Here is a 21,769-nt window from a genome sequence, read left to right on the forward strand (position 1 = left end):
TCGCTCGTCGGCAGCGTCAGATGTGTATAAGAGACAGCCAGCCTAGGGCCTGCGGCCCGGTTTGCAATCGACTCCCGCCGCCTTATGGTAGCGCAAACATTGCGCGGGAGGGACGCGGGGATGATGCGGTTCTGGGCGGCTTTGCTGGGGGTGCTGCTGATACTGGCAGGCCCGGTGCGTGCCGAGGCTCCGCTCCCGCGTATCACTCCCGGCCCGGCGCGGCCGATGCTGCTGATCGATGGCAAGCCCTTCGTGGCGCTGGCGGTGCAGGCCAACAACTCCTCGGGCTATCCCGCTGTGCTGCCGCAGGTCTGGCCGGCAGCCAAGGCGGTCCACGCCAACACGGTGATGCTCCCGGTCGGCTGGGAGCAGGTCGAGCCCGTGGAAGGCCGGTTCGACTTCGGCGATGTCGATGCGATGCTCAAGGGCGCGCGGGCCGAGGGCCTGCGGCTGGTGCTGCTGTGGTACGGCACCTGGAAGAACACCGGCGCGAGCTACACCCCCCGCTGGGTCAAGCAGGACGGCAAGCGCTTCCCCCGCATGCGTGCGCCCGATGGCCGCGCGCATGGCTCGTTGAGCCCCCACGCGGCCGCGACATTGCAGGCCGATGCGCGCGCCTTTGCCGCGCTGATGCGGCACCTCAAGGCGGCCGACCCGCAGCACACCGTCATCATGGTGCAGGTCGAGAACGAGGCGGGGAGCTGGGGCCTCGCGCGCGACCATGCCCCGGCGGCCGACGCGCTGTTCAAGGGGCTGGTGCCCGAGGAGCTTGCCCGCGCGCTCGGCATCCGGCGGGCGAGCTGGCAGGCCAGCTTCGGCCCGCGCGCCGAGCAGTTCTTCATGGCGTGGCACGTCGCGCGCTATATCGACACCGTAGCGCGCGCCGGGCAGGCGGAGCTCGCGCTGCCGATGATTGCCAATGCGGCGCTCGGCAATGCGTTCACCGACGAGGGGGGCGACATCGGCCCATCGGGCGGGCCGAACTGGAACGTGCTGCCGATCTGGCGGGCGGCCGCTCCCTCGCTCGCGGCCATCGGCCCGGATATCTACACGCGGAACGCTGCCGCGGTGGAGCGCTATCTTGAGCGCTACAGCACGGGCGGGGCGCCGCTGATCGTGCCCGAAATCGGCAATGCCGCGGAATATGCGCGCTTTGCCTTTCCCGCGTTCGGGCGCGGGGCGCTGCTCTACGCGCCCTTCGGGCTCGATGGCACGGGCTATGTGAACTACCCGCTGGGGGCCAAGGCGCTCGATGCAGCGACGCTGGAGGCCTTCGCCGCGCCCTACCGGCTGATGGGGAGCGCGATGACGGCCTGGCCGCGGATCGCCGCCGAAAGGCCGCTGTGGGGCACAGCGCGCGGCAATGACGGGGCGGACCAGAGCACGGTCATGGGCCGCTGGCGGCTCACCGCCGCCTATGGCCGCTGGGCCTTCGGCGAGGATGACTGGACATGGATCGCACGCGACCCGCATCCGCTCGCCGACGTGCCGACCGGCGGGCTGGTGGCAGCCCAGCTCGATGCCGATACGTTTCTGGTGGGTGGGCAGAACGTGCGCCTGCGCCTCGCACTGGCCGCCCCCGCGAAGGGCGAGAACGCACAGGTGATCGCGGCCGAGGAAGGCACCTTCGAGAATGGCCAATGGGTGATGCGCCGCCGCTGGAACGGCGACCAGATCGACTACGGCTTCAGCTTCGGCGCGGAGCCGGTGTGGCTCAGGATCGAGATGGGCAGCTACCGCTAGGCAACAACCCCACCTCCATCACTTCACCAGTTCGACTTCCTCGAAGCCCAGCTCCACCGGCGTGGCGCGGCCGAAGATCGAGACCGAGACCTTGACCTTCTGCTTGTCGAAATCGAGCTCTTCCACGATCCCGTTGAAGCTCGCGAAGGGTCCGGCGTTGACCTTGACCGAATCGCCGATCTCGTAATCGACGCTGATGTCGCGCTTGGGCGCGGCCTGGGCTTCGGCGACGCCGCCGAAATAGCGCGAGGCTTCCTTCTCGGAGATCGGCTGCGGCTTGTTGCCCGAGCCGAGGAAGCCGGTCACCTTGGGGGTGTTCTTGACGAGGTGGTAGATATCGTCGGTCATGTTCAGCTTGGCGAGCACGTAGCCGGGCATGAACTTGCGTTCGACCTGCACCTTCTTGCCGCGCTTCACTTCGGTCACGGTCTCGGTGGGAACCTGCACCTCCTCGACGCCTTCCGACAGGCCGAGGCGTTCGGCTTCGGCGATGATCGCGTCGCGCACCTTGTTCTCGAAACCGGAATAGGCGTGAATGATGTACCAGCGGGCCATGGAACGTCCTTGGGAAATGGGATCTAGCGAAAGAGTGCGGGCGCTTACTTCAGGAGGCCGATCAGCGCGTTGACGATCAGGCCGAACACGGTGTCGATGCCGAGGAAGAAGACCGAGAGCAGAGCCATGAAGATAAACACGAAGATCGCCGTGCGCACGGTCTCCTCGCGGCTCGGCCAGACGATCTTGTTCGTCTCGGCGCGCACCTGGTTAAAGAACTTGCCCGGCGAGGTCTTGGGCTTCTTGGGTTCTGCCCCGTTCTTGGGAGCGGTCATCTTGTCGGCCATGCCAGCCAGTTCCTTCGCGTAATGCCGTCGCATCTCGACCGGCCGGCTTTCAGGTAGGGCTCCGCGCCGTCCGGGACAAGGTCGCCGGAGGGGCAGGAGATTTTCGCCGATGTCGGTGAGACGATGCGGGCCTTACGCGGAGCGCCGCGCAAATGCAAGATCGCTTGAGGGCTGGCCGGCAGGCGGAAGCAGCAGCGGTTCCCTCAACCGAGGCCGAAGGTCAGCAACCGCACCAACCCGCGCGGCTCGGCCTGCATCGGCTGCAGCGGCCCGTGGATGGCCCGGCTGCGCGCGGGATCGCGGGTCGGGCGCGGGCTGACCCAATGGTCGGGACGCGAGGAACGGAAGGTGTAGGCGCTCATCCTGGGTCTCCTGTCGCGGGTTGCACTTCAATTCGTCGACAGGAATACACGCTTCGCCTTGCGAGAGGATGAACGGGGCGATGTGAGGAAGGCCCCATCCTCCCCGCAAAAAGGGAAGCGCGGGAATCGGTGCCGAAGGCACCGCAAGCGCGACCGCGCGCCCGCAGCGGCCCGAACGGAGCAAAGCGAAGTGAGGATCAGCCGCGAGGACGAACCCGCGGAGGCGGGTTCGAAACACAAAGAATGGCAGGGGTGACAGGATTCGAACCCGTGGCCCTCGGTTTTGGAGACCGATGCTCTACCAGCTGAGCTACACCCCTGCACTCGCTGAGGCGCGGCCATTAGCGCCGCATCCGACGTTAGGCAATCCTCTTTGCCACAGCACCCGCAGGCCTGTATGCTGGATTGCACATGCACGCGCCTACCCGCCCTCCGATCCCGGTCGAGACCCTGCTGCTCGCCTATCGCAGCGGGATTTTCCCGATGGCGGACCGGCGCGACGATCCCGAGGTGTTCTGGGTCGAGCCGCGCGAGCGGGCGATCATTCCGCTCGAAGGCCTGCATCTCAGCAAATCGCTACGCAAGGTGATCCGGGCCGATCGGTTCGCGGTGACCATCGATCGCGGGTTCGAACAGGTGATCCGCGCCTGCGCCGAGCCGCGTCCCGATCATCCCGAGACATGGATTTCGGAACGCATCATCCAGTCCTATCTCGGCCTCCACCGCGCGGGGCACGCGCATTCGATCGAATGCTGGCAGGTCGGACGCGAGGGCTGGCCCGAGCTCGTGGGCGGGCTTTACGGGGTGAGCTTCGACCGCGTGTTCTGCGGCGAATCGATGTTCAGCCGGGTGCCCGATGCGAGCAAGGTCGCGCTTGTCTGGCTGGTGGCGCTGATGCGGCGCGCCGGGATGGCGCTGCTCGACTGCCAGTTCATGACCGAGCACCTGCGCTCGATGGGTGCCGCCGAGCTGGCGCAGGCCGATTATCGCCGGCTAGTCGATCGCGCGCTGGGCGAGCCGCGGATGGACCTCATCGAGGCCTGGCGGCAATTCGTCTCGGGCGCGCCCTATGTCGCGGGCGCGGGCGAAGCCGAAGCGGCGGGCGACGGCGCTGCCGAGGGGGCGGCAGAAGGCTTGGCCGCGGGCGCATCCTTGGCACCTTCCTTGGGCGATGCCGGCCCTTCCTCGCCCGGGAAGCGCATCGTGCAGTCCTTGACCCAGACATCGTAGATCGGGTGCTCGACCACGTTGAGGCTCGGGCTTTCGAGGAACATCCAGCCCGAGAAGACGCGGGTGTGCTGCGCGGCCCCGCGCTCGCGGATGTCGACCTGCACGAAGGCGCCGGTCTGCTGCGGCATTTCCCAGGGCGCGGTGCGCTCGCAGGCGGAGACGCGGATGATCACCGGTCCGATCTCGCGCGATTCGCCGGGCTTGAGCTTGATCTCTTCGGAGACGTTGTTGCGCTTGTTGAGCAGGCCGAGCACCGCGATGCGCTCGTTCATCGGGGTGGCGCCGCTGGCATTGGCGGGCGCGGCCGGGCTCGCGGAGGGGGCGGGGGCGGGCGTCGCCGGATCCTCGAGCGAGACCTTCACCGCCTCGCCCGAGGGCGCCGCGAAGTAATCGCAAGCCCCAAGGCCGAGCGGCAGCGCCAGAACTGTAAGAAGGCGGAAGTGCCGCACGCGCGTGCGCCTCAGCTGTCCGCGGCGCCGGGGGTCCACGCCTCGTAATCGCCGACCGCACGGGCGCGCACGCCGCCGCGCTCGAGCGCGCCTTGCGGGCGATAGGCGGCCGCCGTGCCGGTGGCGTTAGGGGTGTAGTCGGCCTCCCACACGCGCGGCGGGGGGAGGTGGCTTTCGGGCACTTCGTCATAGGTGCCGTGGAGCCAGCCGTGCCATTCGGAGGGCACGCGGCTCGCATCATTGGCGCCGTTGTAGATCACCCAGCGCTTTTCGCGGCTGGTGTAGGAACCGTCATTGGCGGCGGCGGCCTTGGGGCGGGCGCGGTAATACTTGTTGCCTGCCGCATCGGTGCCGACATGCTCGCCGCCCGCGCGGCTCGCCCACAGGTGCGTGCCGATGGTGGCGCCGTCCCACCAGGTGAAGATCTTCATCAGGATTCCCATGGCCGGGGCGATTAGCGGAAGAAGGCCCCGCAAGGCAAGAACATCGCTCGCAGCGCGGACTGTTCGCGGCGCCTTGCCTATCCGCGCAGGGCCCGGATCTCGCCCAGCACCGCCGCAGGGTCCTTCGCCAGCGAGGCGACAAAACCGTCGAGCGCATCGGTCATCGCCGCCCCGGCAGCAGCTTTGGCGGCAAGATCGAATTCGGGGAAATGGCCGTCCACCCACATCCGCGCGAGGCCATAGGCCATCGCCCGGGCCTGAAGATTGGCCCGTGCAAGATCGGTGATCGCCAGCATCCCGGCATCGGCGGCCGCGGCGAGAAGGTCCTGCATTTTCTGCCTGATCCAGCGATTGTCGCGCAGCAGCGGCTCGGATGCGTAGAAATCGATCAGCAGCCGGTCGCCCAGCACCCGGTAATAGGTCGGGTGCCGCATCGCCCAATCGACATAGGCATGCGCGAGCACGGCCAACTGCACCAGCGGCCCCTGCGCCGGGCTGCGCGCAAGGCTGTCTTCCATCGTGCTGCGCAGGATCGCCATGCCCTGTTCGGCCACCGCCTGCACCAGTTCGCGCTTGTCGGGAAAGTGGCGGAAGGGCGCACCCGATGAGACCCCCGCACGGCGCGCCGCTTCGCGCAGGGTCATCGCCTCGAGGCCGGATTCGGTCACCAGCGCCACCGCCGCATCGATGATCGCCTGGCGCAGATTGCCGTGATGATAGGCGCCCTTGCGCTTGCCCGCGGCGGTGCCGGGTGCGCTGGCGGGGCGGGAGGACTGGGTCATGGATCGGTCTCGAAGCTCGCGCGCCACAAAATGTAAGCACCGCTTAGATCGGCGATTGACAGCGGGTCAACTCAATGTAATCACCGCTTACATTGCAGACAGGCATTCGCGGGAGGCAAAGATGGAGCAATTGACGCAGCAAGGCAGCGACAACCGGGCGGCCGTGTTCGCGCTGATCGCCCTTGCTCTGGCAACGATCTGCGGCGCCGTGCTGCTGGCGGTTCCCGACCCGATCGAAGGGGTGCGGCTGGTCATCCGCCTCACCGCCCGGATTTCGCTGGCGCTGTTTCTGGGTGCCTTTCTGGCCTCGTCGCTGGCGCGGCTGCGGCCGGGCGCGACGAGCCGCTGGCTGGTCGCCAACCGCCGCGCGCTGGGGCTGGGCTTTGCCCTGTCGCACATGATCCATGCCGGCGCGCTGGCAATCCTCTACAATGCCGACCGCGCGCTGTTCTGGTCGCTGACCAATCCGGTGACGGTTGCGGGCGGGTCGATCACCTATGGCTTCATCGCCGCGCTTGCCTTCACCTCGTTCGACGGCGCGGTGCGGATGCTGGGGGCGCAGCGCTGGCGCCGCCTGCATACGGCCGGGGTATGGGTGATCTGGCTGGTGTTCCTGATATCGAACGCCAAGCGCATTCCCGCGAGCACGGCCTACACCGTCCCGAGCCTGATCCTGATCGCGGCGCTGGTGCTGCGGGTTTATGCCGCGCGGGGCGCGCGCCGCCTGCCGGCTACCACGTGACCTTGTCGCCCGGCACGATCCCGAGCGCCTTGGCGCGGCCCGCGCGCAGTTCCAGCACCCCGCCGGCGATGCCGTCCGACTTCACCGAATCGAGCGAATAGGGCGTGGTGTTGGCGGCGATGTTGAGGATCCGGCCGTCGACCCCGATGAAGATGATGTCGAGGCTGAGCGGCGTGTTCTTCATCCAGAAGCTGCGTTTCTGGGGGGGGTCGGAGGGGAAGATCATCCCCTCGTTGTCACCGAGCTCGGTGCGGAACATCAGGCCCTTGGCCTGCGCCTCCTGAGTGTCGGCCAGTTCGACCTTGAAGGGCAGCTGCTTTCCGCCGCTGGTCACAACCAGATCGATCACCCGGAGGCCCGAGACGGGGTGCACCGGGCCTTGCGTCGCGGCAGCGGAAGCCTGCGTGGTCGCGGTGGCGCTCTCGCCGGGCGAGCATGCCGATGCTGCAAGCATCAGCGCCGCGGCTGCCAGAATATGCCTTACCATTGTTCCCCGGTTCCTTCCGCTCCGATCCCCTCGGCATCCTCCGCCTCGGCGATCCAGTCCTCGACATCCTCGATCCGCGCTGCGGCGAGGATCGCTTTCACGTGGTCGTACTGGTGGCCTGCGCGCAGCATTGCTGCAACGGCTTTTTCGTGGGCCTTGCGCGCCAGCAGCGGATCGCGCCCCTCGTCCTGCGCGCCGAACGGGCCGAGCCGTTTCTTCTGCGCCATCAGCGCCGCCGCGCGGCGGCCCGCGGCCTCGCCGGGGGCGTGTTGGCGCCGCAGCCTTTCTCCCACACCCGCGTGGCGCAGGGTCTCCTCCACCCGCCGCGCGCCATAGCCGCGCGCGCCAAGATCGCGCGCGCGCATCCGGGCATAGGCATCGTCATCGACATAGCCCAGTTCGGCCAGCCTTGCGACGAGCGCCGGGACGTCGACCTCGATCGTCCGCCCATCGGCGTCCTCGGCCAGCCCGCGCTCCCTGATCTTGCGCAAAAGATAGCCCTCGAGCCGGGCGCCCGTGGAGGCGAAGCGGGCCGCGTAATGCAGCGCGAGATCGCGCAATTTCGTCTCGGTCAGCGGGGGCTTGGCCCGCCTTTCCTCCCGGCCGCGACCGCGGCGATCCTCCCCGGCTTCGCGACCGGGCGATGACGAATTCGCTTTACCTGAAACCATTTCGCCTTATTCGTGCCACTTTCCTTATCAAATGCGGAACATTGAATGGCCGTCGGCGAGGCCGACGACACGGGGTTATGCCAGAGCGCGGACGGGAAGCCATCATGAAACGCGCCGCAACTTACGGGTATCGCTGAAAACTATGACCGACGCCGCCCTGACGCCGACGCCGAACGACTGCGACCTGCCACGAATCCGTGCGCAATTTGCAACCTTCAACGAAGCGATCGACTATGCCGCGCAGAGCCTGAAGGGGCTCAACTTCCACGACATGCGCGGCGAACTGGCGCGGGTCTACCCCTATTCCGAAATGCGCGCCGATGCGCTGGTGATGGCGCGGCGGCTGATCGCGGCGGGCATCGGCAAGGAAGACCGCGTCGCGCTGATCGCCGAGACCGGCCCAGATTTCGCCGCGCTGTTCTGCGCCTGCGTCTATGCCGGCGCCTGGCCCGTGCCGCTGCCGCTGCCGACCACCTTCGGCGGCAAGGACAATTACATCGACCAGCTGGCGATCCAGCTGATGAGCTCGGACCCCAAAATCCTCATCTACCCCGGCGAGATCGCCGAAATGGCCGAGGCCGCGGCGGCGCGGCAGGGCTGCGCGGCGACCAGCTGGCAGGATTTCGCCCTGCGTCCCGCGCCCGAGTGCGAACTGCCGCAGGCGAGCCCGGACGATATCTGCTACCTCCAGTATTCGAGTGGCTCGACCCGCTTCCCGACCGGGGTGGCGGTGACCCACAGTGCGCTGCTCCACAATCTCTACGGCCATGCCGAGACGATGGACCTCGGCACCAATGACCGCTGTGTCAGTTGGCTGCCGTGGTATCACGACATGGGCCTCGTGGGCTGCTTCCTCTCGCTGATCGCCAATCAGGTCTCGGCCGATTACATCAAGCCCGATGCCTTCGCGCGCCGGCCGCTGGCGTGGCTCGACATGATCACCCGCAATCCCGGCAGCACGCTCTCCTATTCCCCCACCTTCGGCTACGACATCTGCGCGCGCCGCATCTCCAGCCAGAGCCATGTCGCCGAACGCTTCGACCTGTCGCGCTGGCGGGTGGCGGGCAACGGCGCGGACATGATCCGCCCCGACGTGATGCAGAACTTCGTCAACGCCTTCGCGCCGGCCGGGTTCAAGGCCTCCGCCTTCACCCCCTCCTACGGTCTTGCCGAGGCGGTGCTGGCGGTGACGGTGATGCCGCCGGGCGAGGGCATCCGGGTCGAACTGGTCGAGGAGGAGCGCCTCTCGGGCGCCCCGCGCGACCTGTCGCGCCCGGCGCGCTACCGGGCGATCGTCAATTGCGGCAAGCCGCTCCCCGACATGGAGGTCGCAATCCGCGACGAGAACGGCGGGAGCCGCGGCGATCACCAGATCGGCAAGGTGTGGTGCCGCGGGCCTTCGGTCATGCATTCCTATTTCCGCAACGAGGAAGCGACCAACGACTGCCTCGTCGCCGATGCCGAGGGGAACGTCTGGCTCGACACCGGGGACATGGGCTACACCGCAAAGGGCTATCTGTTCATCGTCGGCCGGGCGAAGGACATGATCATCATCAACGGCAAGAACCACTGGCCGCAAGATATCGAGTGGGCGGTGGAGCAGCTCCCCGGCTTCAATCACGGCGATATCGCCGCCTTCGCGATCGAGATGGAGAACGGCGAGGAAGCCCCCGCCGTGCTCGTCCACTGCAAGGTCTCCGACCCCGAGGAACGCATCCGCCTGCGCGATCAGATCGCCGACAAGGTACGCTCTGTCACCGGCATGAGCTGCATCGTCGAGCTGGTCCCGCCGCGCACCCTGCCGCGCACCTCCTCGGGCAAATTGAGCCGCGCCAAGGCCAAGAAGCTCTACCTCGCGGGCGAGATCGTTCCGATCCAGCTGGCGGCCTGAGCGCCTCGGTCAGATGTCTTCGGGCGGGGCCTCGTCCGGCCCGCGCCCCGGCTCGTCGATATCGGGCGGCGTCGGCTCGGTCTCGGGCGGTGACGGCGGGAACGGCTCGGCGGGCTGCGGCGGTGCCTCCTCGGGCGGGGCAACCGGTTCGACGGTGTCGGGATCGGTCGGCGGGATGGTGGCCACGATGAAATCTCCTCGGGAAGCCTGTGTCAGGATATAGCGCGGCGCGCGGCGAAGGTTCCGCGCCCTTTCCGCTTTCGGGACGACCGGTGGCCGTTATCGGCGCGGCGGTGGCCGAGGCCGCCCGGCCGCGCCTGGCAATCCCCAAGCGCATGGACGCGGGCCTTGATCCGGCATAGCATGGACGCGCGCTTGAAAGGCGTGTCTTAGATTACTAATACAGTGGGAAGCGCGACTGCTGCAGGGGCGCTACAGGGAGCACGAGAGCAGGCATGAGCACCGAGACGACCACCGCAACCGCAACCCCGTTCACCCTGACGCCGCCCGATCCGGTGCCCCCCGTCGCGCCAGAGCAGGCCGTGGGGCTGGTGCCGGTCACCACCGAGCAGAAATCCAAGCTCGACACCAAGGTCGATGCCTTCGTCGACGAGCTGGTGCAGGTCGATGCCAATTCCCCGGCCTTCGGCGAGAAGGTCGACCAGATCACCCGCATGGGTCAGGAACAGATCCGCGCGGCGGCCGCGATGTCGAACCGCTTCCTTGACCGCCCGGTGCGCGCGATGGACGGGGACGGGACGGTCGGCAAGGACCTCGCCGAACTGCGCCGCACGGTCGAGGATCTCGATCCGGGCCGGCAGGGCAAGTTGTCGGGGCCGCGCAGGATCCTCGGGATCATTCCCTTCGGCAACAAGATCAAGAACTACTTCGACAGCTATACTTCGGCGCAGGGGCACATCGCCTCGATCCTCCAGCGGCTCGAAAGCGGCAAGAAGGAGCTGCACCTCGACAACGCCGCGATCGACACCGAGCGCCAGAAGCTGTGGGCGGCGATGGGCGAGCTGGAGCAGATGATCCACATCGCCAAGACATTGGACGCGCGGCTCGAGGCGAAGGCGCTGGAACTCGACAGCTCCGATCCGGCCAAGGCCAAGGCGCTGCGCGAGAGCGCGCTGTTCTACGTCCGCCAGCGCACGCAGGACCTGCTCACCCAGATGGCGGTGAGCGTGCAGGGCTATCTCGCGCTCGACCTCGTCAAGAAGAACAATGTCGAGCTGGTGAAGGGCGTCGACCGCGCCAGCACCACCACCGTCGGCGCGCTGCGCACCGCCGTCACCGTGGCGCAGGCGATGACCAACCAGCGCCTCGTTCTCGGCCAGATCACCGCGCTCAACAAGACCACCAGCGACATCATCGATTCGACCAGCGCGCTGCTGCGCGAACAGACCGCGCAGATCCACGAGCAGGCGGCCTCGAGCACGATCCCGCTCGAGACGCTCCAGCGCGCCTTCCAGAACATCTACGACACGATGGACGAGGTCGACAATTTCAAGGTCCGCGCGCTGGACAGCATGAAGCAGACCGTCACCGTGCTCACCGCCGAGGTCGAGAAGTCCAAGGGCTACATCGCCCGCGCCGAAGGGCAGGCGCAGGCGCAGGCCAAGGTCGCCTCGCAGACGCCCTCGCTGCTGGCACTGGACAAATAAATGCCCGACACCACGCGCGACAGCGAACGCATCCTGCGCGAGGCCAAGACCAGCCTCGCCGTTCAGCGCGAGGGCGGGACGCACCGCCCTGCGCCGCGCGGGGCCAGCATCGGCAAGGCCTCGGCCGAGGTGAAGACCAAGGCGCTGCTGAAGAAGGCACGCAACATCGTGCTGGCGCTGCTCGCGCTTTATGTCGGGGCCGGGATCACCGGCGCGATCATCGGCGGGATCGGCTTCTGGGGCGTGATGACTGTCGTCGCGCTCACCGCCTTCGTCTTCGCCATGTTCGCGGTAACCGGGAAAGTGAAGACCCCCAAGCGTGAGGAACTGAAGCAGGGCAACCCGCACCAGATGGTCGCGCGCACCGAGCTGTGGCTCGAAGCCCAGCGCCCCGCCCTGCCCCCGCCCGCGCAGGCGCTGGTCGACCAGCTCGGCGTGCAGCTCGACGCGCTCGGGCTGCAACTGAAGGGCCTCGGCGACAAAGAGCCTGCGATGGCCGAAGTGCGCGAGCTGGTCGGCGAATACATCCCCGAGACGATCGACAACTACCGCAAGATCCCCCAGCACCTGCGGGGCGAGGAATATGCCGGCAAGACCGCCGACCAGCGCCTCACCGACAGCCTGACCAAGCTCTCGGGCGAGGTCGACCGGGTGACGCGGCGGCTGGCCGAAGGCGCGCTTGACGATCTGGCGATCAAGAGCCGCTATCTCGAATACCGCTACGGCGGGGCCGAGGCGCTCGAGGACATGAGCGGGATGCCCGATACGGGCGTGCCGCTCCCCGATTTCTCGGCCATCCCCGCCAAGCAGGAGCGCTGAGCGATGCGCGTCACCCTCCCCCACGACCTCACCAAGGAGGAGGTGCGCGCCCGCATGCACAAGCACGCGGGCGAGATCGGCGGGTTCTTCCCGCCCGGCCTCGCCAAGGTCACCACCGACTGGCCGTCCGAGGACCGCATGAGCATCACCGCCATCGTCATGGGCCAGACGATCCCCGGCGGGGTCGAGGTGCGCGAGCACGACGTGGTGATCGAGATGGACCTGCCGCTGCTGTTCTCGGTGATGAAAGGCCCGCTCGAAGCGGCGGTGAAAAAGGAAGGCGGCCGCCTCCTCGCGCCCTGACCTCAGGACAAATACCCAGGCCTTCGCGATTGCGACTCCTATCCACCTGTGTCATAAACATTTGACATAGGCGTTAGCCTATTTTGCCTTACACTCGGGCCGGGATCCCTGAAGATGCGGCAATTCGGTCTCAGGGCCGATTCGGGCGGGAAGGACGGGTTATGGCGAGGGCCATTACAGCAGGCACAGCGCCGGGCGAAAGCCTGCGCACCCATCTGCGCGGCGCGACCATGGCCGCGCACGACCTGCTCGACCACGCGATGCAGACGGCGAGCGGCTGGCGGACCCGCGAGGATTACACCCGCTTCCTCGCCCTGCAACATGCCGCGCGCGCGCCGCTCGAACACTGGCTTGCCGCCCATGCCCCTGCCGACCTTGCCCCGCCGGTGCAGACCGGGCTGATCGCGCGCGATCTGGCGCGGCTCGGCATGCCGGTGCCCCCGCCCGCGCCGCTGTTCACCATCGGCCGCCCCGGGCCGGGGGCTGCGCTCGGCATCGCCTGGGTGCTCGCCGGATCGGCGCTCGGCAACAAGGCGATCGCCAAGCAGGTCGCGCGGATCGGCGGGGGTGCCTGGCCGACTGCCTTCCTCGGCGACGATCGCGCGATGGCCTTCTGGCAGGACCTGCGCGCGCGGATCGAGCGCCCCGCCGCCGCGCGCGAGGCCGCAGGCGCAACCCGCGCGGCCGAGGCGGTCTTCGCCCATTTCCTCGCCGTTGCCCAAGGCGCTGCCGCGGCCGAAAGCGTGCCCGCATGAACCTCCACCAGCGCCCCGACGCGCTCACCGCCTGCGACCGCGAGGCGATCCACCACATCGCCGCGATCCAGAGCTTCGGCGGGCTCATCGCCGCCGACGCCGCCGGGCGCACCGTGCACATCTCGGCCAATCTTGCCGAGATGCTGGGCCTTCCCGCCCTGCCCCCGACGGGCACGCCGCTCGCCGAAATCTTCTCTCCGCAAGCGCTCGAGACGATCCGCGCGGCGCTGGCGGGCCTGCTGGGCATCGACACGCTGGGGCGCCGCTTCGGCCTCGACCTGACCGGCAGCGGAGCGCTGTTCGACTGCGCGGTGCATCTGTCCTGCGGGCTTTCGGTGATCGAGTTCGAGCCCCACGCCCGCAACGAATTTGCCGACCATGTCAGCATGATCGTCCCCGTCATCGCCCAGCTCGAAACCGCCTCCACGCTCACTGCGCTGTGCGACAAGGCCGCGCGGCTGGTGCGGCAGATGACCGGCTATGACCGCGTCATGATCTACCGCTTCCACCCCGACGAAAGCGGCGAGGTGATTGCGGAGGATCGCGACGACGCGCTCGAGCCCTACAAGGGCCTGCGCTACCCCGCCGCCGACATTCCGCAGCAGGCGCGCGAGCTGTTCCGCCGCAACCGCTTCCGCATCATCGCCGACATGGATGCCGCCGCTGTCCCCATCGTCCCCGAATTCGGCCCGGAGGACGAGCCGCTTGACATGGCGATGTCGATGCTGCGCGCGCACTCGAAGATGCACCTTGCCTACATGCGCAACATGGGCGTGGGCGCGAGCCTTGCGATCGCGATCGTGCGGCATGACCGCTTGTGGGGCATGATCTCGTGCCACCACCGCACGCCGCGCCTGCCGGCCTATTCGCTGCGCACCGTCGCCGAATTGCTCAGCCAGACCTTCTCGCTGATGCTCGACCGCATTCTGGTGGCCCAGGCCGAGGGGCTGCGCGAGCGCGCGCGGCAATTGAATGACCGCCTGCTGCTGCGCCTCGCGGGCGGCGTGACGCTCGCCGACAGCCTGCCGATGATCGAAGAGCTGCTCACCGGCACGATCCCGCATGACGGTATCTCGCTCTTCGCCGACGGCGAATACCGGGCGAGCGGCGAGGCACCGGAGGAGGCCGAATTCCGCAGCATCGCCCCGCTGCTCGCCAGCACGCTGGGCGGGGCGACCCATGCGACCACGCGGCTCGCCGACCAGATCCCCGATGCGGCCGCCTTTGCGGCCCGCGCAGCGGGCGCGCTGGTGCTGCCGCTGTCGCGCGGCACGCGGGATTCGCTGGTGCTGTGGCGCCGCCCGCTCGAGCGTGTCGTCACCTGGGCGGGCGATCCCGCCAAGGCCGCCGCCGCGCCCGGCGAAATGCTCCAGCCGCGCGCCAGCTTCGCAGCCTGGGCCGAGACCGTGCGCGGCCGCTCGGCCGACTGGACGCCCGAGGAATGCGAGATCGCCGCCCGCCTGCGCCGCACGCTGATCGAGGTGATCCTGCGGATGAGCGAGGACCTCAGCCGTGAACGCGCCCGCGCGGCGCAGCAGCAGGACCTGCTGATCGCCGAACTCAATCACCGCGTGCGCAACATCCTCGGCCTGATCCGCGCGCTGGTTTCGCAATCGCAGGCCGAGGCGCTGAGCGTGCCCGGCTTTGCCGCGATCATCGGCGGACGGATCGCCGCGCTCGCCGCCGCGCATGACAACATCACCGCCAAGAACTGGGGCCCGGCAAGCCTCACCAAGCTGATCGAGGCCGAGCTTGCCCCCTATTCGGGCGCCCAGCGCGCGCGTTTCCGCCTGTCGGGCGAGGACGTGCTGGTCGCGCCCGAGGCTTACACCATCCTCGCGCTGGTGGTGCATGAGCTGGCGACGAACTCGGCCAAGTACGGCAGCCTCTCGGCGCGCGCCGGGCGTGTCGAGGTCAGTCTCGCGCGCACCGCCTTCGGCGATCTGGCGCTACGCTGGCGCGAGAGCGGCGGACCGCCCGTCACTGCGCCGACCCGCCACGGCTTCGGCTCGACCATCATCACCCGTTCGATCCCGCACGACCTCCAGGGGGAGGCTGACGTGCGCTACAAGCTGTCCGGGGTCGAAGCCGAGTTCCTGGTCCCCGCGCGCTACCTCGCCGCGCCCGATGCCGAGGGTCGCCGCATGCCCGCGCCCCCCGCCGATCCGATGCGCGCCGACCGCCTGCCCCCCGATGCGCCCGCGCGGGTGCTGGTGGTGGAGGACTCGATCATCATCGCGCTCGATACCGAGGAGAACCTGAAGCGTCTGGGGGTGGCCGAAGTGCGGCTCGAAAGTTCGGTCACCGGCGCGCTGGCGGCGATTGCCGATGATCCGCCGGACTTTGCGATCATCGATTTCAATCTCGGCGGCGAAAGCTCCGAGCCGATCGCCGACGCGCTGCGCGCTGCGGGCGTGCGTTTCGTGCTGGCGACGGGCTATGCGGAAGGGGCGGGGCAGTTCGACCGGCTGGGGGCCGAGGCGGTGCTGAGGAAGCCCTACGGGATGACCGAGATCGAGCGGCTCCTGGTGGGTGCCTGAGGCTCAGGCCGCGCGCGTCAGCAAGGTTACCCGCGCGGCACTGAAATCGAGGTTCGAGAGCCCTTCGGCCACCAGACACTCCCCTGCCCCTGCCCGCGCCGATCCGTCCCGCGCGGCCACTTCGCCCTCGAGCGGCAGCACCAGCAGTGCGCCGGAATAGGCCGCCAGCGTCGCCGCATCGGGCGCGCCTTCCACCCGGTCGAGCCGGAAATGCGGGCCATTGACCAGCACCTGCCCGACGGCGATGCTGCGCTTGTTTTCCGCCCCGTAAGGGCCACCGCAAGCGACAGCGAGGGCCCGCTCCAGATGCAGTTCGCGCGGACGGCCATAGTCGTAGAGGCGGAAGGTGGTGTCGCTGGTCTGCTGCACCTCGACCAGCGCGAGGCCCGGGCCGATCGCGTGGACCGTGCCGGCGGGCAGGTAGAAGAGGTCGCCCGCGCGCGCGGGGTGCCAGGTGAGCAGGGCCTCGATCGTGCCGTCCTGCGCCGCCGCTTCGATCTCGGCCGGGGTCACCTCGCGCGCGAACCCGATCGCGAGCCGCGCATCGGGCTCGGCATCGAGCACCAGCCAGCACTCCTCCTTGCCCGCCTCGCCCGGCAGAGCGGTGGCATCGGAGGGGTGGACCTGAACCGACAATTTCTCGCTGGTGAAGAGATACTTGACCAGCACCTGCGGCACTTCGGGCGGGGGTTCGAACCAGATTTCGCCGATCCGCTCTCCGGCGGGCGCGCTGAAGGGCGCGGGCAGCGTGTCGCGGCCCCACACCTTCTCGACCAGCTTGGTGGGCAGTTGCCGGGCCATCACTGGTTCACAGCCCCCGGCAATTTGCCGACGGCTTGCGCGCCTTCGCGGGTGGTGACCAGCACCTCGCCGCCAGACACGACGATGCACACGCCTTCCAGACCGACCGCAGAGATACGCGGGCCATCACTGGTGGCAAAGACATTGCGGCAGGCGGCAAGATCGACCCGTCCGCGCGCGACGTTGCCGCTCGCGTCCGCTTCACCGACCAGCGCATCGGCGAGCGCGGCCCAGTTGCCGATGTCCGACCAGCCCATGTCGGCCGGGACCATCGCTGCGCGGGCGGTGTTCTCCATCACCGCGTAATCGATCGAGTCCCCCTCGATCGCGGCGAAGGGCTCGGGCGCGGGGTGGAAGCGTGCGCCATCCTCGCGCCCGCCCGCGACCGCCTCGGCCACGAGCCGCGCCATTCCGGGGCGGTGCGCTGCGAGTTCGGCCAGCAGATGTCCCGCACGAAAGGCGAATATCCCGCCGTTCCAGCTATACTCGCCGCTCGCCAGATATGCCTGCGCACGGGCGAGGTCAGGTTTCTCGACGAATTGGCGGATCGCATATCCGCCCGCGAGCGGCTCCCCGCGCCTCAGGTAGCCGTAGCCGGTCTCGGGCCGGTCGGCAGCGATGCCGAAGGACACCAGATGATCTTCCCGCGCAAGGGCCGCTGCAGCGAGTGCGGCGGCGCGGAAGGCCGCGCTGTCTGCAATGTGATGGTCGCTCGGACACACGAGCATCACGGCATCCTCGGGCAGCAGCGCGGCGGCAAGCGCAATCGCGGGGGCGGTGTTCTTCGCGGCCGGCTCGATCACCAGCCGCGCGCCCGGCATATCGCCAAGCTGCGCGGTGATGAGATCAGCATGGGCGGCGCCCGCCACTACCATCGGCGGGGCGAAGCGGTCATCGCCGGCGACGCGGCCCACGGCCTGCTCGAACAGCGTCTGTTCACTCACCAGCGGGAGGAACGGCTTGGGAACGACCTTGCGGCTGACCGGCCAGAGCCGTGTCCCGCTGCCGCCGCACAAAATGACCGGATGGATCGCTGACATGTCTTCGCAAGGCCCCCCTCTGTCCTGGGTGCGGGCTATATCAGCCGCAAGGCGCGATGCCACCGCGAAGTGACCGTTCCGGCGTATCGGCAGCCCGACTGGACCCGGCTCAGAACCATTGCTGGCGCCAGTAGAAGGGTGCTGCGACCGGATTGCCGTTCTCATCCATCGCCGGGCGGAAGCCGAGCCGGGTCTCGACCAGCCGGCAGGTGATGCGGTCAGCCTCTGGGTCGGGGCTGGGGCGGACAATGGCGCAATCGCGCGCGCGGCCTTCGGGGGTGACAGTGACGCGCACGATCACCTGCGTGCCGCGCCGTGCCGCCCGCCCGCCGGGAGGGACGGGGAAGTCGCGCGCATTGTCGATGCTGCCCGAGATGTGGACCGGCTTGGAGACGGCCACCCCGCCACGCCCGTTCCCGCCATTGCCGCTACCTGTGCCGGTGCCGGTGCCCGCCGCGCCGGTCCCTTCGCCCGCGGCCGCGCCGCCCGATTGCGTTGCCGTCCCGGTCGAGGAAGCGCGCGGCAGGGCGACGTCCTCCTTCAGCCGCCGCTGCGGGATTTGCGCCGCGACCGGCTTGGCCACCGCTTCGCGTCCAGGCGCCCCCGCTGCGCCCTCCTCCGGTTCGGAGCGGTTTTCGGGGGGTGGCGGGGGGGCGGGCTCGGGCGCGGCAATGTCGAAGGCGGCGACCACCTGCCGCTCGACCGCGGCGGTGATGTCGGGCGCAAAGGCGTGCGCCAGACCGTAAAGCGCGGCGGCATGCAGCAGCACCAGCCCTGCCACCAACGGCCAGCGCAGCCGCCGCGGCCGCGCACTGTAGGGTCCCTCACTCACCATGCCGTGCAGGCCTTGCCCTGTCCCTTTGCTCCATTCTGGATGCAGTTCTCTCCGCAACCGCCGCGCCGACCTTATAACAGCCGCGCAGCAATTGGCGATGGAGCGCACGATCGAGCGCGGACTGGATCACGGGCGGCACGGCAGCAGCGATCCGCCGGATGCCGAAGACGGCCTCGTCCCGCAGGACGCGGTCCCAGAGCGTGCGCCCGGATCCGATGCTTCATTCGCCGGCGCGCGCGGGGACGCCACAGGCGCCCCGGGCTTGGCGGCCCTTCGCGCGAGGGCCGATCCGCGCGCGGCGGCGGGGGCATCCGGAGCAGGGGCCGCCGCGCGGCGCGCGCGCCTCGCAAAAGGGATTTCATCCGGCGTGCTGTGGGCAATCGTTGACCGCTGGCTGCGCCGGTCGCGCATTGCCGCCGGCCCGCTCGACGGACGCAGCCTTGCCGCTGCTCTGATCGGCGGGGCGGGCTATCTCGCGATCGCCTGCCTCAGTCTCGCGCTCTCCACGGCCGGGGACCCGGTCAGCCCGGTCTGGCTGCCCAATGCCTGCGCCGTCGCCTTCCTGCTGCGCGCGCGGCTGCGCTGCGAACTGCCGCTGCTCGCCGCATGCCTTGCCGCCAGCCTCGCCGCCAATGCGGTGGCGCAGCTGCCCGACCGGATGGCGCTGGTCTTCTCGCTGGCCAACATCTTCGAGATCGTCGCCGTGCTCGCGCTCACCCGCGGCAACGGGCGGCCGGCGCCTGACATGAACCGGCTCGGCGATCTGGCGCGCTTCGTATGGGCCGGGGGGCTGGTCGGGCCGCTGGTCTCGGCCGTGCTGGTCATCCCGGTGTTCGGCGGCGATTCGGAGAGCTGGCGCGCCGGGGCGCTGCGATGGTTTCTGACCGACAGCATGGCAATGGTGCTGATCGTGCCCGCAGCGCTGCTGCTGGTTGACCGGCTGGCCGGCCGGCTCGCCCCCGCACCCGCTGGCTTGCCCGAAAGCGCGGCCCTGCTTGTCGGCGGGATGGTGAGCGCCTTTCTGGTGTTCAACCAGACCCTTTATCCGCTGCTGTTCCTGATCCAGCCGATCACCCTGCTGCACGCCTTCCGCCTCGGCAGTCTCGGGAGCGCGCTCAACGTCGCCGGGGTGGCGGTGGTGGCGTGCGTGATGACCTTCACGGGCGCAGGCCCGATTGCCGAGGCGAGCGGGAACGGCCTTGCCCAGCTGCACCTGCTGCAGGCCTTCGTTGCGGCGAACTTCCTCACCGGCCTGCCCGTCGCCGCAATCCTTGCCGGGCGGGACCGGATGACGGCCCGGATCGAGGCGGGCAAGCGCGAGGTCGATCTCCTGGCCGAGAACATCTCCGATGCAATCCTGCGCTTCGATCTGCACGGGGTGTGCACCTATGCCTCGCGCTCAGTGGCCGACGTGATCGGCGCGCCGCCCGCAAGCTTCCTCGGCCGCCACGTCTCGGCGCGGCTTCACCCCGAAGCGCAAGGGCGCGCGCTCGAGGCGATCGAGCGGCTGATTGCCGGCACCAGCGAACGCGAGCGGGTGACCTATCGCCGCTACGACGACGCGCCCGACGGATCGCCCGTCTTCCTTGAGGCGGACTGCGTGCTGGTGCGCTGCGGCGCAAGCGGCGCGCCCGAAGCCGTGGTGGTCGCCGTGCGCGACGTGAGCGAGCGGGTCGAGCTCGAACTGCTGCTCACCCGCGCGCGCCGCCACGCCGAGAATGCGGCGCGCGCCAAGTCCGAGTTTCTCGCCAACATGAGCCACGAGATCCGCACGCCCATGAACGGCGTTTTGGGCTTTGCCGAGCTGATGCTGCAGGGCGAGCTTGCCGCCGACCAGCGCCGCTTTGCCGAACTGATCGTGCAATCGGGCCGATCGATGATGATGCTGCTCAACGACGTGCTCGACCTCTCCAAGATCGAGAGCGGGCAGTTCGCGATCGACCGGGCGCCGGTGAACCTGCACGCCAGCCTTGCCGAATGCGCCGCGCTCCATCGCCCCGCGGCAGAGCGCAAGGGGCTGGTGCTGAGCCTCGCCTGCGACTGCGCGGAGGATGCGGATTGCCGCTATTCGGAGAGCCGCCCGCCCTGGGTGCTGACCGACGGGCTGCGCCTGAGGCAGATCATTCTCAACCTCATCGGCAATGCGGTGAAGTTCACCGAGGCGGGCGAGATCGCGGTCAGTTACCGCGTCACCCGCCACGAGGTGCGGGTAACCGTGGCCGACAGCGGAATCGGGATCAGCCCGCTCCAGCTCGAAACGATCTTCCTCCCTTTCACGCAGGGCGAGGCGAGCACCGCGCGGCGCTATGGCGGCACCGGGCTCGGCCTGTCGATCAGCCGCCAGCTCGCCACCTTGCTCGGCGGGCGGATCGAGGTCGAGAGCCAGCCAGGCGAAGGATCGCGTTTTGCGCTGGTGCTGCCGGCCACGCTTGCCCCGCCGGCCGCAGCACCCGTGCTCGCAGAACCGCCGCTGCCGCTGGCCGGGCCGAGGCTCGCGGATGATGACGCCCCGGGCGCAGGGCTTGCGCCGTCGCGGATCCTGCTGGTCGAGGATCACGATATCAATCGCCTGCTGGTCACCGAGATGCTCGAACGCTGCGGGCAGGAGGTCGATGTCGCGCATGACGGGAACGAGGCGATTGCGATGGTGATCGATTCGGTGATGCGCGCGCGGCCCTACGATCTGGTGCTGATGGACGTGCAGATGCCCGATTGCGACGGCCTTGCCGCGACCCGCGCGATCCGCGCCGAGGGGATCGGACCCGGGCTGCTTCCGGTCATTGCACTGACCGCCAATGCCTATCCCGAAGATGTCGCCGCGGCGCGCGCTGCGGGCATGCAGGGGCACCTTGCCAAGCCGGTGGTCTTCGCTCAGCTCGCGCGCGCCTTGCAGCGCTGGCTGCCGACCCGGATCGTCGAGACCGGGTCCGCAGGCGCAGACGGGAGCGTGCCTGCCCGCATCGCCGATCCGGCCGCGCGCGCCTCGGCGCTGGCGCGCTCGCCGCAGCTGGTCGCCCGCTGGCAGGCACGGCGCCAGCAGGCGATCGCCGCGGTCGAGGCAGGGCTGGCGGACGGCTCGCTCGCGCTGGCCGGCGCACGCAACGCCAATCACGGGGGCGATGGCGCGGGCGAGCTTCCGCGGTTGCTGCACAAGCTCGCCGGCACGGCAGCGATGTTCGGCGAACCGGCGCTGGGCCTCGCCGCCGCTGCACTCGAACGGGCGCTTGTCAGGGGCGAGGATGCGGGCACCTGCGCGGCGCTCGCCGCACAGCTGGTCGCCGCGGCCGAAACGCGCAGCGCACCTGACACTGCCGCCGCCTCGAACCGCTAGAGCACTTCCCGACCAATCTGGGTCACCCTGATCGTG

Annotated in this window: 21 protein-coding genes, 1 tRNA gene and 1 pseudogene; 10 read left to right on the forward strand and 13 right to left on the reverse strand. The window is 69.0% G+C overall.

The window, feature by feature from the left end; translation table 11 throughout:
- The first annotated feature begins 120 nt into the window (after positions 1-120).
- Positions 121-1,743 (forward strand): DUF5597 domain-containing protein, encoded by a 1,623-nt coding sequence (locus AX708_RS09485; RefSeq protein WP_066527146.1) that lies wholly within the window; start codon positions 121-123, stop codon positions 1,741-1,743.
- A gap of 18 nt (positions 1,744-1,761) precedes the next feature.
- Here the strand turns inward: AX708_RS09485 and nusG are convergent, their stop codons facing one another.
- The 4 genes from nusG to AX708_RS09500 form a co-directional block, all read right to left on the reverse strand.
- Positions 1,762-2,298, reverse strand: coding sequence for a transcription termination/antitermination protein NusG (gene nusG, locus AX708_RS09490; RefSeq protein ID WP_066527148.1), 537 nt, complete (start codon positions 2,296-2,298; stop codon positions 1,762-1,764).
- A gap of 44 nt (positions 2,299-2,342) precedes the next feature.
- Positions 2,343-2,585, reverse strand: coding sequence for a preprotein translocase subunit SecE (gene secE, locus AX708_RS09495; RefSeq protein ID WP_082745469.1), 243 nt, complete (start codon positions 2,583-2,585; stop codon positions 2,343-2,345).
- 203 nt (positions 2,586-2,788) lie between these two features.
- Complete coding sequence (locus AX708_RS20440) at positions 2,789-2,947, reverse strand: hypothetical protein (RefSeq protein WP_156443311.1); 159 nt, start codon at positions 2,945-2,947, stop codon at positions 2,789-2,791.
- A 244-nt stretch (positions 2,948-3,191) separates the two neighbouring features.
- Positions 3,192-3,267, reverse strand: a tRNA-Trp gene (locus AX708_RS09500).
- Positions 3,268-3,358: 91 nt separating this feature from the next.
- Between AX708_RS09500 and aat the strand changes: the two genes are divergently transcribed.
- Positions 3,359-4,177 carry a leucyl/phenylalanyl-tRNA--protein transferase gene (gene aat, locus AX708_RS09505; protein ID WP_066527150.1) on the forward strand — a complete coding sequence of 273 codons (819 nt, stop codon included), beginning with the start codon at positions 3,359-3,361 and terminating at the stop codon, positions 4,175-4,177.
- Between the two features lie 35 nt (positions 4,178-4,212).
- Here aat and AX708_RS19895 read toward each other — a convergent pair.
- The 3 genes and pseudogenes from AX708_RS19895 to AX708_RS09520 all read right to left on the reverse strand — a co-directional run.
- Positions 4,213-4,449, reverse strand: a pseudogene (locus AX708_RS19895) (DUF2155 domain-containing protein); the annotation flags it as partial.
- 188 nt (positions 4,450-4,637) lie between these two features.
- Complete coding sequence (locus tag AX708_RS09515; RefSeq protein WP_066527156.1) at positions 4,638-5,069, reverse strand: NADH:ubiquinone oxidoreductase subunit NDUFA12; 432 nt, start codon at positions 5,067-5,069, stop codon at positions 4,638-4,640.
- 77 nt (positions 5,070-5,146) lie between these two features.
- Positions 5,147-5,851, reverse strand: a complete 705-nt coding sequence (locus tag AX708_RS09520) for a TetR/AcrR family transcriptional regulator (protein WP_066527159.1) — start codon at positions 5,849-5,851, stop codon at positions 5,147-5,149.
- A gap of 121 nt (positions 5,852-5,972) precedes the next feature.
- On the opposite strand from AX708_RS09520, the gene AX708_RS09525 reads away from it, so the two are divergent.
- A complete protein-coding gene (locus AX708_RS09525; RefSeq protein WP_066527161.1) occupies positions 5,973-6,593 on the forward strand; it encodes a hypothetical protein in 621 nt (206 codons plus the stop codon).
- On the opposite strand, the gene AX708_RS09530 is transcribed toward AX708_RS09525, so the two are convergent.
- On the reverse strand, positions 6,583-7,080 hold the full coding sequence (locus AX708_RS09530; protein ID WP_197425945.1) for a DUF192 domain-containing protein: 498 nt from the start codon (positions 7,078-7,080) through the stop codon (positions 6,583-6,585). The genes AX708_RS09525 and AX708_RS09530 overlap by 11 nt on opposite strands.
- Entirely contained in the window at positions 7,074-7,751 is a 678-nt protein-coding gene (locus AX708_RS09535; protein WP_066527166.1) for a regulatory protein RecX, read from the reverse strand. The genes AX708_RS09530 and AX708_RS09535 overlap by 7 nt, the downstream gene beginning before the upstream one ends.
- Positions 7,752-7,893: 142 nt before the next feature.
- Between AX708_RS09535 and AX708_RS09540 the strand changes: the two genes are divergently transcribed.
- Positions 7,894-9,642, forward strand: coding sequence for a fatty acyl-AMP ligase (locus AX708_RS09540; protein ID WP_066527168.1), 1,749 nt, complete (start codon positions 7,894-7,896; stop codon positions 9,640-9,642).
- A 9-nt stretch (positions 9,643-9,651) separates the two neighbouring features.
- On the opposite strand, the gene AX708_RS09545 is transcribed toward AX708_RS09540, so the two are convergent.
- A complete protein-coding gene (locus AX708_RS09545) occupies positions 9,652-9,828 on the reverse strand; it encodes a hypothetical protein (protein WP_197425946.1) in 177 nt (58 codons plus the stop codon).
- A 269-nt stretch (positions 9,829-10,097) separates the two neighbouring features.
- Here AX708_RS09545 and AX708_RS09550 point away from each other — a divergent pair, with 269 nt between their 5' ends.
- The 5 genes from AX708_RS09550 (at position 10,098) to AX708_RS09570 (ending at position 15,726) form a co-directional block, all read left to right on the forward strand.
- Positions 10,098-11,309 carry a toxic anion resistance protein gene (locus tag AX708_RS09550; RefSeq protein ID WP_066527173.1) on the forward strand — a complete coding sequence of 404 codons (1,212 nt, stop codon included), beginning with the start codon at positions 10,098-10,100 and terminating at the stop codon, positions 11,307-11,309.
- Positions 11,310-12,128, forward strand: a complete 819-nt coding sequence (locus AX708_RS09555; protein ID WP_066527176.1) for a hypothetical protein — start codon at positions 11,310-11,312, stop codon at positions 12,126-12,128.
- Positions 12,129-12,131: 3 nt separating this feature from the next.
- Positions 12,132-12,431, forward strand: coding sequence for a polyhydroxyalkanoic acid system family protein (locus AX708_RS09560; protein WP_066527179.1), 300 nt, complete (start codon positions 12,132-12,134; stop codon positions 12,429-12,431).
- Positions 12,432-12,592: 161 nt separating this feature from the next.
- The gene (locus AX708_RS09565; RefSeq protein WP_066527182.1) at positions 12,593-13,186 is read left to right on the forward strand and encodes a biliverdin-producing heme oxygenase; all 594 of its coding nucleotides are present in this window, start codon (positions 12,593-12,595) and stop codon (positions 13,184-13,186) included.
- Positions 13,183-15,726 carry an HWE histidine kinase domain-containing protein gene (locus tag AX708_RS09570; protein ID WP_066527184.1) on the forward strand — a complete coding sequence of 848 codons (2,544 nt, stop codon included), beginning with the start codon at positions 13,183-13,185 and terminating at the stop codon, positions 15,724-15,726. Before AX708_RS09565 ends, AX708_RS09570 begins: the two co-directional genes overlap by 4 nt.
- Before the next feature lie 3 nt (positions 15,727-15,729).
- Here the strand turns inward: AX708_RS09570 and AX708_RS09575 are convergent, their stop codons facing one another.
- The 3 genes from AX708_RS09575 to AX708_RS09585 all read right to left on the reverse strand — a co-directional run bounded on the left by AX708_RS09575 (position 15,730) and on the right by AX708_RS09585 (position 18,402).
- A complete protein-coding gene (locus AX708_RS09575) occupies positions 15,730-16,527 on the reverse strand; it encodes a class I mannose-6-phosphate isomerase (protein ID WP_066527187.1) in 798 nt (265 codons plus the stop codon).
- Positions 16,527-17,567, reverse strand: coding sequence for a mannose-1-phosphate guanylyltransferase (locus AX708_RS09580; protein WP_066527189.1), 1,041 nt, complete (start codon positions 17,565-17,567; stop codon positions 16,527-16,529). The genes AX708_RS09575 and AX708_RS09580 overlap by 1 nt, the downstream gene beginning before the upstream one ends.
- A gap of 109 nt (positions 17,568-17,676) precedes the next feature.
- Positions 17,677-18,402, reverse strand: a complete 726-nt coding sequence (locus AX708_RS09585) for a TonB family protein (protein WP_066527190.1) — start codon at positions 18,400-18,402, stop codon at positions 17,677-17,679.
- Between the two features lie 262 nt (positions 18,403-18,664).
- Between AX708_RS09585 and AX708_RS09590 the strand changes: the two genes are divergently transcribed.
- On the forward strand, positions 18,665-21,733 hold the full coding sequence (locus AX708_RS09590) for an ATP-binding protein (RefSeq protein ID WP_197426374.1): 3,069 nt from the start codon (positions 18,665-18,667) through the stop codon (positions 21,731-21,733).
- The last annotated feature ends 36 nt before the right edge of the window (positions 21,734-21,769 follow it).

The sequence above is a fragment of the Erythrobacter sp. CCH5-A1 genome (assembly GCF_001557115.1).
Classification (GTDB): domain Bacteria; phylum Pseudomonadota; class Alphaproteobacteria; order Sphingomonadales; family Sphingomonadaceae; genus Erythrobacter.